Genomic DNA, 12603 nt, shown 5'->3' with positions numbered 1-12603 from the left:
GCGCCCGACAGACAGCTGCGAAAAGTCATTTTTACTGGCTGAAAGGCCGTCCACGCAGTTGTGTGCCTTCGGCGATGCCCTTTTGCTTGAACCAGCCCTGGTTCATCTCCAGCACATAGCGCACCGGCTTTTTCGAGCAGTGCGAATTTTCGGTCATGGGTTGCATGTCGGCCAGGTTGACGATGGTGCCGTCGTCGGCCACAAAGGCGGCGGTCAGCGGCAAGAGCGTGTTCTTCATCCAGAAGCACTGCGTGGAAGGGCGATCAAAGACAAACAGCATGCCTTCGTTGGCGGGCATCTCCTTGCGGAACATGAGGCCGATCTCTTTCTCGCGCGAGGTCTGTGCCACCTGGGCGTGGATGCGGTGCATCCCGGCCGACAACTCGGTGCGCGCCAGATTCATCTGGGGTTGGCCCTGCGGGGCATCCTGGGCCACGGCGGGCAGACCCAGCAAAGTGGTGGCAAGCACTGCGGCAGCGGGCAGGCTGCGGGCAAGAAAATTCAGGCGGGACATAGCGAGCAAAAGCCTTCCAAACAAATCGAACAGCGCCGGGCGCAGCTGGTTTTATACACGATCTGCAGCCACTGCGCAGCGGCAGGCACGGGCGACAGCCGGGCCCAGGATTGTCGCTAGAATCGTTTGCAGAACGCTGCCAGGCCTGTGCGGGCGGCTGCCAGTTTTTTGCGTATTTGGAGACTTTGCCATGCCTTACCAACATATCCAGCCGCCAGCGGACGGCCAGGCCATCACGGCCAACAGCGACCACAGCTTGAACGTGCCCAACGAGCCGGTGATTCCCTTTATTGAAGGTGACGGCGTGGGCCGCGATATCACGCCGGTGATGCGCAAAGTGGTGGATGCCGCCGTGGCCAAGGCTTATGGCGACACGCGCCGCATTGCCTGGATGGAAATTTATGCAGGCGACAAAGCCACCAAGCTCTACGGCGAAGGCCAGAGCCTGCCGCAAGAAAGCCTGGATGCTATTGCGCAATACCTGGTGGCCATCAAAGGCCCGCTGAACACGCCGGTGGGCGGCGGCCACCGCTCGCTCAACGTCACGCTGCGCCAGACGCTCGATTTGTATGTTTGCCTGCGCCCGGTGCGCTACTTTGCCGGCGTGCCCTCGCCCGTGCGCGAGCCGGAAAAAACCGATATGGTGATCTTCCGCGAGAACTCGGAAGACATCTACGCCGGCATCGAGTTTGCAGCCGGCTCGGACATGGCGGTCAAGCTGATCGAGTTTCTGAGAAAAGAGCTGGGCCAGCAGAAGATTCGTTTCCCCGAGACCTCGGGCATCGGCATCAAGCCCGTGTCGCGTGAGGGCAGCGAGCGTCTGGTGCGCAAGGCCATCCAATATGCGATCGACCACGACAAGCCCAGCGTCACCTTGGTGCACAAGGGCAACATCATGAAGTTCACCGAAGGCGCTTTCCGCGACTGGGGCTATGCGCTGGCGCTCAAAGAGTTCGGCGGCGAGCTGATCGACGGCGGCCCCTGGGTGCGCGTGAAGAACCCCAAGAGCGGCCAGGAGATCATCATCAAAGACGTGATTGCCGACGCCTTCTTGCAGCAGGTGCTGCTGCGCCCGGCCGATTATTCGGTCATTGCCACGCTCAACCTCAATGGCGACTACATCTCGGACGCGGTGGCCGCGCAGGTGGGCGGCATTGGCATTGCGCCAGGCGCCAACATGTCGGACAGCGTGGCTGTTTTCGAGGCCACGCACGGCACTGCGCCCAAGTACGCCGGCAAGGATTACGTCAACCCCGGCTCGCTCATTCTCTCGGCCGAGATGATGCTGCGCCACATGGGCTGGACGGAAGCGGCCGACCAGATCATCCGCGCCATGGAAACCACCATCCAGTCCAAGCGGGTCACCTACGATTTTGCCCGCCTGATGGACGGCGCCACCCAGGTGAGCACTTCGCGCTTTGGCGACGAGATGATTGCGAATATGGCGTGATCTGTTTGCGCTGCGCGCGGGCTTTTTGTGGCCCATCGCGCACTAGTGGAAGAGATATGCAGGGTTTATTGCCTGCCGTCTCTCGCAGGTAGTCCATTTCTTTACAGCCCGGCCGCTTTTTCAACTGGTGTTGCTTGGCTTTGCTGGCTGCAGCTGGCCGGGCCTCGCCCCGGCAGGCGACTGACTTTCTTGCTGCACGGCAAGAAAGTCAGCAAAGAAACGTGCCCTACATCCAGCGTCCCCGAAAGCTTCGCGGAGCGAATCTTTCGGGGCAACCTGCGCTCGAAGCAAACACCGGCGTGCGGCAGAACTCATTTCGCGCTAAAGCGCTCCATTCAAACAGCTGCCGCAAGTCAGTCCACGAAGTTTGGCTGTCCTGCGGCAGCCAAACCGCCGGCGTTTACTCCGATCGCAGGCGCTGGCTGAAGGGGGCAATCAACAGCCTGCGAGAACTGCGCCGATTCACTCATGCTGCTGCAATGAAACGGGCTGCCCGCCAGCAACCCGCGGCCATTGTGCAACAGGCAAAAAAATGCCAGCACTGAGGCTGGCCAAGGAGGGGTTCTTCAAACCGATGGGGGCATGATGCCTCAAATCGGCGGCCACTTGCGGGCCTAATTTGTGTGAGTTCGTGACGGGCTTCCCATCAGCTGTTACACGCGGCTACGGCTGCGGTCGTGGCAGCCGTTGTTGCCGCCGTGCTCAGATGCTTTTCTTCACTTCGTCCAAGGTGTCTTTGGCCGCTTGTCTCAGGTCACCCTTGGCTTTTTGCAGCTCGCCTTCGGCTTCCAGCGCCTGGCCCTTGGCGACTTGCTCGGGGCTGTTGATGGCCTTGCCAATGCCCGCTTGCGCTTCGCCAGCGAGGTCCTTGATTTTGCCTACGACTTGGTCCTTGTTGATCATGCTAACTCCTTGGTTCGGTTGCTGATGACTGCATTGTGGCGGGCGCGCAGGCGCAGCCATGTCAGCGAGCCCAAGGCATGTGTGTGCGGGATGGCCGACAGCGCTGCAGGCGGTTGGCGCAGGCTGGGTGGCAGTCAGCGCTGAGAGGGTTTTTTCAGCGGGCTGTGCGCCTGCAGCGCTTGCTGGTAAGCATGCAGGTGCTCGGTTTCGCGCTCCAGGTACTGGGCGATCGCGCGGGCAAAGCGCGGGTCGGCCACCCAGTGCGCGCTGGGCGTGCTGGTGGGTAGCAAGGCGCGAGCCATTTTGTGCTCGCCCTGTGCGCCGCCTTCAAAGTGCTCAAAGCCGTTGGCAATGCACCATTCGATGGGTTGGTAGTAGCAGGCTTCAAAGTGCAATTGGTCCACGCGGGCCAGCGCTCCCCAGTAGCGGCCATAAGCGGTGCGGCGGTCGGCGCTGATGGCGATCAGGCTGCAAGCGATGCCTTGGCCGCCTTGCTCGGCCACAAACAGCACCCAGTTCTCGGGCATGTGGCTGCGCATGGCGTCAAAAAACGCCGGGCTGAGGTAGGGCGCATTGCCGTGTTCGAGGTAGGTGCGCTCGTAGCAGCGGTAGAAGAAAGCCCAGTCTTCAGCGCTGATCTGCTGGCCTTCTGCGTGGCGGAAAGTGACACCCGCCTCGGCCACTTTGCGCCGCTCCTGGCGGATTTTTTTGCGTTTTTCCTGCTGCAGGCTGGCGAGAAAATCGCCAAAGTCAGCATAGGCTGCGTGCTGGCGGTTGTGCCAGTGGAACTGCACGGTTTCGCGTTGCATCAGCCCGGCTTGTTGTGCAGCCTGCAGATCAGCCGGGGCGGCAAACAGCATGTGCAGCGATGAGAGTTTTTGCTGAGCGCAAAAGTCCATGGTTGCTTGCAGCAGTGGCAGGCGCAGTGCTTCATCGGCCACCAGCAAGCGGCTGCCGGGCACGGGTGTAAAGGGCACGGCGATCACGGCCTTGGGGTAGTAATCGAGCCCGTGCTCGGCATAGGCGCGGGCCCAGGCAAAGTCGAAAACGTATTCGCCGTAGGAATGCGTTTTGGCGTACAGCGGGCAAGCGGCCAGCAATTGCTTGCCTTGCCAGAGCGTGATGTGGCACGGCTGCCAGCCGGTTTTCGCTGTGGCGCTGCCGCTCGATTCCAGCGCCAACAAATACGCATGCCGCATGAAAGGCGTGGGCTGCTCCTGCTGGGCCAGCAGGCCGTCCCAGGCCGCTGCATCAACCTCGGCCATGCTGGGCAGCACGCGCAATTGCACAGTGGTAGGCAGAGGCGAGGGGCGAAGCGGCGCAGCAGTCATACGCTGATTGTGGCCGCTGCCGGATGCCGTTGCGCCGATGCGGTCATGCGACAAGACAGGGGCCGCTCAAGCAGCGCTTTGGATGGCAGCCAGTAGTGCTTGCACTTCTTCGCTGCTGGACGACCAGGCGGTGACGAAGCGCACCACCAGCTCATCGTCTGCCACGCTCATACCTGGCGGCACGCTGGTGGCGTACCAGTCTGCGCAGCGCACGCCTTGGGCCAGCAAGTGCTCGTACAGGCTGCGCGGCATGATGGCAAATACCTCGTTGGCCTCGGTGGGCCAGCTCAGGCGCACGCGGCCGCTGGCGGCCAAGGCGGCGGCCAGTTCGGCAGCGATGGCATTGGATTGGCGTGCCAGCTGCAACCAGTAACCGTCTTGCAACCAGGCGCAAAACTGCGCGCCTATCAGACGGCTTTTGGAGACCAGTTGGCCGCTGCGTTTGAGGCGCGGGCGAAAGTCACGGGCCAGCGAGGTGTCGAAAAACACCACCGCTTCGGCCATGAGCGCACCGTTTTTAGAAGCGCCCAGGCTGAGCACATCAACGCCGGCTTTCCAAGTGATGTCGGCAGGCTGGCATTGCAGCGCTGCTACCGCATTGGCCAGGCGAGCGCCGTCCATGTGCAGGCGCAGGCCGTGGCGGCGTGCACTGGCCGACAATGCGGCCACTTCGTCTGCCTGGTAGACCAAGCCGTTTTCCGACACCTGCGAGATGCTGACGGCGCTGGGCAGCATATTGTGCGGTGCGCTGGCCGGGTAAGTGGCGAGAAAACGATCTACATCGCCAGCACCGAGTTTGCCGTTGGCGGTGGCCAGCGGCAGCAGGCGGGCGCCGCCGGTGAAAAACTCGGGGGCGCTGTTTTCGTCGATGGCGATGTGTGCCATGTCGTGGCAGAGCACAGCGTTCCAGGGCTGCGCCAGCGTAGAGAGCGCCAGGCAGTTGGCGGCTGTGCCGGTGGTCACAAAAAAGGCTTGCAGCTCGGTGCCAAAGGTTTCGCACAGCATTTGCTGGGCGCGGGCACTCCAGTCGTCGTTGCCGTAGGCCGACTGGATGCCGCTGGACGCTTGTGCCAGCGTTTGCAAGATGGCGGGCGCTACGCCGGCCTGGTTGTCACTGCCAAAGTTCATGGTGCGGGAGCGAGGTAGGGCAAAGCCTGCGATTTTGCGCGCAAACCAGGCCGCACAGGCGGACAAAGGCGACGCATTGCGCCCCTGAGGCTTGCCAGTGCGCTAGACTGTTTGGCTGTACCGGGCGCTGTCCCTTGGGTTGCGCCCGCTGCCAGATTCACTGCCACACCAACTCCATGTCCAATTTTTCCGTCGCAAGCGCCCAGCTGAACTTTGTTGTGGGCGATATGCCGGGCAATGCCCGCAAGATCATCGATGCAGCAACGCAGGCAGCGGCCCAGGGTGCTCAACTGCTGCTGACGCCTGAGCTGGGGATTTGCGGCTATGCCGCTGAGGATTTGTTCCAGCGTCCGTCTTTTCTGGCCGCTTGCGCTGCCGCAGTGCAAGAAGTGGTGCAGGCCTCGGCCCAATGGCCGGAGCTGACGCTGGTGCTCGGCCACCCGCAAGTGGCAGAGCAGGCCGTGCATGGCCGTTGCTACAACGCAGCCAGCGTGGTGCGTGGCGGCCAAGTGCTTGCTACCTACCGCAAGCAGTTGCTGCCCAATTACCGCGAGTTCGACGAAACGCGCTATTTCGTAGCCGGTGCCGAGACCTGTGTGTTTGAAGTGGCTGGCACCAAGCTTGGGCTGCTGGTGTGCGAAGACGCCTGGGACCAAGGCCCGGCGCTGGCTGCCAAAGCGGCGGGTGCGCAGATGCTGGTGGTGATCAACGCATCGCCTTTCCAGATGGACAAGCCTGCGCACCGTGAGCAAGTAATGGCCGAGCGCACGCGCCAGACGGGTTTGCCGCTGGTGTACACGCACTTGGTGGGTGGCCAGGACGAGCTGGTGTTCGACGGCCATTCGTTCGCCTTGAATGCCGACGGTACAGTGGCCGCACGCGCTCCCGGTTTTGAGGAAAAGCTGTTGTTCACGCAGGTGCAAGCCCCGCTGTCTGCTGCTGGCGCATTGCGTTTGCAAGGCGAAGTAGCGCCGCAGGGCGATACCAACAGCCAGCTGTGGCATGCGTTGGTGTTGGCAGTGCGCGATTACCTGGGCAAGACCGGCTTCCCTGGCGCAGTGCTGGGTTTGTCGGGCGGCATCGATTCGGCCCTGGTGCTGGCGATTGCGGTAGACGCCATCGGCGCCGACAAGGTGCGCACGGTGATGATGCCTTCGCCTTATACGGCTGACATCAGCTGGATCGACGCGCGCGACATGGCCGAGCGCCTGGGCGTGCAGTACGAAGAGATTTCGATTGCGCCGCAGTTCGAGGCTTTCAAGGCCGCGCTGGCACAAGACTTTGCCGGCAAGCCCGAGGACACGACCGAAGAGAATCTGCAAGCGCGCATTCGCGGCACTTTGCTGATGGCTTTGTCCAACAAATTTGGCTCAATTGTGCTGACCACCGGCAACAAGAGCGAGATGGCCACCGGCTACTGCACGCTGTATGGCGATATGGCGGGCGGCTTTGCCGTGCTGCGCGATGTGCTCAAGACCCGCGTGTTCGAGCTGGCGCGCTGGCGCAACGCCAACGATCCGTATGGCACGGGCCGCGACCCCATCCCCGAGCGCATCATCACGCGCCCGCCCAGCGCCGAGCTGCGCCCCGACCAGAAGGACCAGGACAGCCTGCCGCCTTACGAGGTGCTGGACGCGATCATCGTGCGCTACATGGAGCAGGATGCCGATATCGACAGCATCGTGGCCGCCGGCTATGAGCGCGCGGATGTCGAGCGCGTGGTGCGGCTGATTCGTATCAACGAGTACAAGCGCCGTCAGGCCGCCGTGGGCCCGCGCTTGTCGGCCCGTGGTTTTGGCCGCGATTGGCGCTACCCGATCACCAACCGTTTCCGTGGCTGAACGCGCGAAGATTCACCATGCCGCGCGTGTTGGCATCGCATTCTTGAAGCACAATAAGCCCAGTTGCTGCGCCCGCTGAGACGCAGCGTGTATTTGCCCCATCCCAGGAGAAGCCCATGAAAATGATCACCGCCGTTATCAAACCGTTCAAGCTCGACGAAGTGCGCGAGGCCTTGGCCGAGGTGGGCGTGACGGGCTTGACGGTCAGCGAAGTCAAAGGCTTTGGCCGCCAGAAAGGCCACACCGAGCTGTACCGCGGCGCCGAGTACGTGGTCGATTTTCTGCCCAAGGTGAAGATTGAAGTGGCCGTGAAGGACGAAGACGTGGACCGCTGTGTGGACGCCATTGTCAACGCCGCCCGCACCGGCAAGATCGGTGACGGCAAGATTTTTGTGACCGATGTGGAGCGCGTGATCCGCATCCGCACCGGCGACATGGACGAGGCTGCGGTTTAAGCTGCACGCATCCCACGCCCCATAAAAAACGCCTGCTTCGTGCAGGCATTTTTGTTGGCGTTGCGAGCGCTCAGATCACGTTCTTGAGTTCGGCGTTTTGCATGGCCAGGCCGGCTTCTTCCACCAGCTGGGTCAGTAGCGCCTCGTGGTCGGTGCCGCTTTGCACCAGGCCCATTTGCCATTCGTCCATGAAGCCCTGGCTCACGCATTGGTTCAGAAACTGCAGCATGGCGTCGTAATAGCCATGCGCGTTGAGAATACCGATGGGCTTGTCGTGGTAGCCGAGCTGACGCCAGGTCCAGATCTCGTACAGCTCTTCAAAAGTGCCGATGCCGCCGGGAATGGCCACAAAGGCCTGGCTGCGCTCAGCCATCATGGCTTTGCGCTCGTGCATGGTAGTGACCACATGCAACTCGTCGCACAGCTCATTGGCCAGCTCGCGGTCGACCAGCGCCTTGGGAATGATGCCAACCACGCGGCCACCGGCCTCGCGCGTGGCGCGCGCCACCGTGCCCATCAGCCCCGATTTGCCGCCGCCGTAAACCAGCTGGCCGCCGTGGCGGCCGATCCAATGGCCCACGGCCTGGGCAGCGGCGCTGAAGGCCTCGTCCTTGCCGGGGCGCGAGCCACAGTAAACGCAAATTGAAAAAGCAGGGGAGTGGGTGGTCATCGTGCAAATCTTTCAAACAAGGCAGCCAGCCAGACCGCGCCGCACAGCAAGAGCGCCAGAAAAACGGCGGCGCTGCCCATGTCCTTGGCTTTTTTGGACAGCGCGTGCCACTCGGGCCCGAAGCGGTCAATCGCCGCTTCGACGGCGCTGTTGAGCAGTTCGGTGATCAGCACCAGAAAAACCGGTGCGATCAGCAAGGCCCATTCGCGCCAGTCGCGGGCCAGCCAGATGGAGGCAGGCAGCAGCACAATGGCGAGCAGGACTTCCATGCGGAAAGCCTTTTCGCCCCAGCCGGCACGCAGGCCTTGCAGCGAATAGCCGGCCGCGTGGCGCAGGCGCGAAAAGCCGGTACGGCCCTTGTGCGGGTTGATCTGCAAATAGGCGGCCGATGCGGCGGTGCTGTCTTGCGCATCAGAGGGAGCAGGGGTGCGAGGGGGCGGCGTAGTGGTCATGGCAAAAGCGGCACCCGACGGGCGCCATCTGCATACTATATTGCAGCGCAGCAAGTTTGTGCAGGATGGGCGGTGGAATCTGTTGTCAGATGCATGACGGCAAAAAAGCCCAGTTCGCCGGGGCGAAGCTGGGCTTGCAAGGAGAGCAAAGTGCTCAGGGGTGCGCTCAGTGCGTGCTGCGTGCTGGCTGGGCTGCGGATGCTGGCGCGGCACCGGTTGGTGCTGTGGCGGCCGTGCTGTCGGCTTCAGCATCCAGTTGTTCCAGTTTCAGGCCACGGGTTTCCGGCAGCAGGCTGGCGGCGATGATGACCACCGCATAGCCAGTGCCCGCCACCACGGCGATAGCAATGCCCAGGTCGACCTTGCCGGTGCTGAGCGTCCCCACGGTCAGCGGGAACAGCGAGGCGATCACGCGGCCCACGTTGTAGGCAATGCCGTAACCTGTGGCGCGCACGGCGCTGGGATAGGCTTCGGAGATGGTGGCGCCAATGCCGGCGAACATGCCTTGCATCATCATGCCCAGCGGAAAGCTCAGCAGCAGCATCGAGGCGTTGGACAGCGGAATCATCATGTACGACAGCGCCATCGCCAGGGCGCAGACGGCAAAGATGATGTAGGTGTTGCGGCGGCCAATGCGGTCGGTGGCGTAGGAGCCGGCCACATAGCCCATGAAGGAGCCCAGAATCATCACGCCCAAGTACGAGCTGGTGCCAAAGATGGACAGGCCGCGCTGGTTGGCCAGGTAGGTGGGCAGCCAGGTGGCAATGGCGTAGTAACCGCCGAGCATGCCGCCCGAGAGCAGGCTGCAAAGCACGGTTTTGCGCAGCAGCGGGCCGCTGCAAACGGTTTTGAGGTTGCTGTGCCAGGCGGCGTTGTTGCGGGCAGTTTGCGACTTGGCAAAGATTTCTGGCTCTTGCAGGTTGCGGCGCAGGTAAATCACCACCAGCGCGGGCAGCGCGCCGAGGAAAAAGCAGATGCGCCAGGCGACCTCTGCCGGAACAAAGGCAAATACGCCGGCAAACACCAGCGCTGCAGCGCCCCAGCCAAATGAGTAGCTGCTGGCGGTAAAGCCTGAGTACTTGCCACGGTGCGCGGGGTTTTTGATCATCTCAGCCACCAAGACCATGCACAGCGACGATTCGCCGCCAAAGCCCAGCCCTTGGATGGCGCGGCAAATGGCCAGCTGCGTAGGTGAGTTGGTAAAGCCTGCGGCAAAGGTGGCGCCGGCAAACACCACAATCGTCCACTTGAGAACGCGCACGCGGCCGTAGCGGTCGGCCAGCACGCCGGCGACGATGGCGCCCACCAGCGAAGCGATCAGCGTGTAGGTGACGATGGCGCCGGCTTCGGATTTGGACATGCTCCATTGCAGGAGCAGGGTGGGGATGAGAAAGGTGTAGATCATGAAGTCGAACACATCGACCGCATGGCCTAAAAAGGCACCGTAGAAACCTTTGCGCTCGGTGGCACTGAGCTCGCGAAACCAGGAAAACATCTTGCTTGTCTCTCTTTGAAAAGGGGCTGGGCGAAGAAAAAAGGCAAAGCCGGGCCAGAGCCCGAGGCGTGCGGGCCCAAAAAATGCTCGGCAAAGGGAGTTGCGGGCTAGCTGGGGGTGGTGTCTAGCCGGGGCGCACGCCAGTGGTAACCGGCGTCTTCGAGCAGCTGGGCGAAACGCAGCGTGCTCAGGTCTTGGAAGCGGTTGCCGATGATTTGCGCGCCCACCGGCAAGCCGGGTGCATCACCCCGGATGGGTGCCACAGTGGCAGGCAAGCCGCACAGGCCGCCAAGGCCTGCCCAGAAAAGCTGCGAAACCACGGGCTGCGGTTGGCCGTTGACCTGCAACTGCCGTTGCCACGGTTCTTGCTCATGCATGTGCGGGAAGGCCAGCGTGGCTGCAGCCGGGCACAGCAGCAGGTCGTAATGTTGAAAATAGGCATCCCAGGCTTGCTGGAAGCGCGCCACGGATTTTTCGTGCTGCAGCCACTCGCGGTGCGTCATGGTGGCGCCCAGCACTTGCAGCGTGGCGTAGCTGTCGTCTTGCGGATCCAAGCCGGCACGGGCGCTTTGCAGCTGGGCAAAAGCGGCCTCGGGTGTGTAGAGCGAGGTGGAGGCGCGCAGCATTTGCACGTAGGTGCGCCACAATTCGCGGGAATCGATGGCCGGACGGGCTTGCCAGTCCACCTGAGCGCCCAGCGCCTGCAGGTGTTGGCCCAGGTGGCTGATGGCATCGGCCACGGGTTGGTCGATATGGCAGTAGGTATCGTCCAGTGCAATGCCTACGCGGTACTCGGCCAGAGAGCTGCGCGTGTCGGGTTTCAGCCGCAGTTGGCCGGCGCGTTGGGCGTCGCCAGGCAGATCGGCCAGCACCTGGACAATGGTTTCCAGATCGTAGGCCGAGCGCGCCAAGGGGCCGGCGCAGTTGATGGCCGGCACCGGATCGTCGCTGTCGATGCCGTGGCCTTGCAGCGAAATAAGCCCGTGGCTGGCCTTGTGCGAAAAAATACCGCAGTAATGGGCCGGGTTGCGGATGGAGGAGCCGATGTCGGAGCCCACATCAAAAAAAGCCATGCCGCTGGCGACCGCTGCAGCGCTGCCACCGGAAGAGCCGCCCGGGGTTCTGCCGCTGTCGTGCGGGTTGCGGGTGACGCCATAGACTGCGTTGTAGGACTGCCAGTCGCGCAGATAAAGCGGAACATTGGTTTTGCCAAGCAAAACGGCACCGGCATCCAGCAAGCGCTGTACTACGGCCGAGTGGCGGGCTGCGCGGTGCTCACGACGCGCCGGGTCGCCACAGGTAGTGGGCCATCCGGCTACGTCAAATGATTCCTTGATAGTGAACGGAATGCCATGCAAAGGCCCGCAGGGGCGACCTTGGAGCAGTGTCTGGTCGGCCTGTGCAGCAGTTTGCAAGCTGGTGGTCACGTCTTGCAGCACCACGGCATTCAAGCGGGGGTTGTGGCTGTTGATCTGGTCTTGGCACTGTTGAACCAGCGAAACGCTGGTGCTTGCGCCGGTGTGCAGCGCTTGGGCGGCCTCTTGGATGCGAACGTGGGTGCGTGGTGCTGGCTGCAAAGCTTCAGGAGAGGCAGACATGGCGGATAGAGTGTTTGGCAAAGTGCAAACGGTGGAATCAATATTTGTATACAGTATACGCACAGAGAGTGAGTTTTGACCTATCGCAAACCCTGAAATGGCACCGTCACGGTCTTTTGAGAGACCGTTGAGTCTATTTTTGTATACATTTTCAGTGCCTGATCGCCTGCCCGAGACCAAGGCGGTTACAGCCCAAGCTCAGGCTTTGGCGCGTGCGGGCGGTGTGTGGCTGACCAGGCGGGTGCCGGCCAGGGCGTCGTGCCAGAACTGGCCTTGGGGGTGCAGGCGGCTGGCCAGGGCCCAGAAGACGATCCAGCCGGTCAGCAGCACCAGCACTTCGAGTACAGGCAGCTGGAAAGGCAGGGTGGCTACCAGCGGCGGCAAAAACCAGAGCCAGCTGCAGGCGTAGCGCAGCAGGGCGCGAGCTTGGCTGAGTGGCTGGCCCTGGGCATCGAGCACGCGGATGTGCCAGGTTTTCATCGCCAGGGTCTGGCCTTTGTGCCAGAACCACACAAAGTAGATGCCAAAGATGATGAAAAGGAACAACTGCAGGCCGTGGCGGTTGTCCAGCGCATTGCGCGTTTGGCTGAGCGTGCTGTGCAGGTAGCCGGCGAGAAACACCACGCCAAACATGAGCATGCCTTCGTACAACCAGCAGGCCATGCGCCGCGCCAGGCGGGGTGCTTGCAGGCTTTGAGGCGGTATAGCTGCCACGCTGGCAGTAGCGTTTGGGGTGCTGGGCGTGGCGGCGGGTTGCATGGTGCCA

Annotated in this window: 12 protein-coding genes; 3 read left to right on the top strand and 9 right to left on the bottom strand. The window is 62.4% G+C overall.

All coding sequences use genetic code 11. The features are described from left to right. Positions 1-31 precede the first annotated feature (31 nt). Complete coding sequence (locus ACFIQF_RS14775) at positions 32-514, bottom strand: DUF192 domain-containing protein (RefSeq protein ID WP_393943989.1); 483 nt, start codon at positions 512-514, stop codon at positions 32-34. Between the two features lie 190 nt (positions 515-704). Between ACFIQF_RS14775 and icd the strand changes: the two genes are divergently transcribed. Beyond that, positions 705-1964 (top strand): NADP-dependent isocitrate dehydrogenase, encoded by a 1260-nt coding sequence (gene icd, locus ACFIQF_RS14770; RefSeq protein WP_393943988.1) that lies wholly within the window; start codon positions 705-707, stop codon positions 1962-1964. 702 nt (positions 1965-2666) lie between these two features. Here icd and ACFIQF_RS14765 read toward each other — a convergent pair. The 3 genes from ACFIQF_RS14765 to ACFIQF_RS14755 all read right to left on the bottom strand — a co-directional run bounded on the left by ACFIQF_RS14765 (position 2667) and on the right by ACFIQF_RS14755 (position 5326). Continuing rightward, the gene (locus tag ACFIQF_RS14765) at positions 2667-2867 is read right to left on the bottom strand and encodes a CsbD family protein (RefSeq protein ID WP_393943986.1); all 201 of its coding nucleotides are present in this window, start codon (positions 2865-2867) and stop codon (positions 2667-2669) included. Positions 2868-3001: 134 nt separating this feature from the next. Further along, a complete protein-coding gene (locus ACFIQF_RS14760) occupies positions 3002-4198 on the bottom strand; it encodes a GNAT family N-acetyltransferase (protein ID WP_393943985.1) in 1197 nt (398 codons plus the stop codon). A 66-nt stretch (positions 4199-4264) separates the two neighbouring features. Continuing rightward, a complete protein-coding gene (locus ACFIQF_RS14755) occupies positions 4265-5326 on the bottom strand; it encodes a threonine aldolase family protein (RefSeq protein ID WP_393943984.1) in 1062 nt (353 codons plus the stop codon). A 176-nt stretch (positions 5327-5502) separates the two neighbouring features. On the opposite strand from ACFIQF_RS14755, the gene ACFIQF_RS14750 reads away from it, so the two are divergent. Then, the gene (locus tag ACFIQF_RS14750) at positions 5503-7167 is read left to right on the top strand and encodes an NAD+ synthase (RefSeq protein ID WP_393943983.1); all 1665 of its coding nucleotides are present in this window, start codon (positions 5503-5505) and stop codon (positions 7165-7167) included. 116 nt (positions 7168-7283) lie between these two features. Next, the gene (locus tag ACFIQF_RS14745; protein WP_393943982.1) at positions 7284-7622 is read left to right on the top strand and encodes a P-II family nitrogen regulator; all 339 of its coding nucleotides are present in this window, start codon (positions 7284-7286) and stop codon (positions 7620-7622) included. Between the two features lie 70 nt (positions 7623-7692). On the opposite strand, the gene ACFIQF_RS14740 is transcribed toward ACFIQF_RS14745, so the two are convergent. The 5 genes from ACFIQF_RS14740 to ACFIQF_RS14720 form a co-directional block, all read right to left on the bottom strand. Next, positions 7693-8292 (bottom strand): LOG family protein, encoded by a 600-nt coding sequence (locus ACFIQF_RS14740; RefSeq protein WP_393943981.1) that lies wholly within the window; start codon positions 8290-8292, stop codon positions 7693-7695. Next, a complete protein-coding gene (locus ACFIQF_RS14735) occupies positions 8289-8744 on the bottom strand; it encodes a diacylglycerol kinase (protein ID WP_393943980.1) in 456 nt (151 codons plus the stop codon). The genes ACFIQF_RS14740 and ACFIQF_RS14735 overlap by 4 nt, the downstream gene beginning before the upstream one ends. A 166-nt stretch (positions 8745-8910) precedes the next feature. Further along, positions 8911-10239, bottom strand: a complete 1329-nt coding sequence (locus ACFIQF_RS14730; protein WP_393943979.1) for an MFS transporter — start codon at positions 10237-10239, stop codon at positions 8911-8913. A 107-nt stretch (positions 10240-10346) separates the two neighbouring features. Next, positions 10347-11837, bottom strand: coding sequence for an amidase (locus ACFIQF_RS14725; RefSeq protein WP_393943978.1), 1491 nt, complete (start codon positions 11835-11837; stop codon positions 10347-10349). A gap of 198 nt (positions 11838-12035) precedes the next feature. Beyond that, entirely contained in the window at positions 12036-12596 is a 561-nt protein-coding gene (locus ACFIQF_RS14720; protein ID WP_393943977.1) for an RDD family protein, read from the bottom strand. Positions 12597-12603: the final 7 nt, after the last annotated feature.

This window comes from Comamonas trifloxystrobinivorans, from assembly GCF_043359985.1.
GTDB classification, from domain to species: domain Bacteria; phylum Pseudomonadota; class Gammaproteobacteria; order Burkholderiales; family Burkholderiaceae_C; genus Comamonas; species Comamonas trifloxystrobinivorans.
The sequence above is the reverse complement of the archived record's forward strand: the minus strand, read 5'-3'. Positions and strand labels throughout refer to the sequence as shown.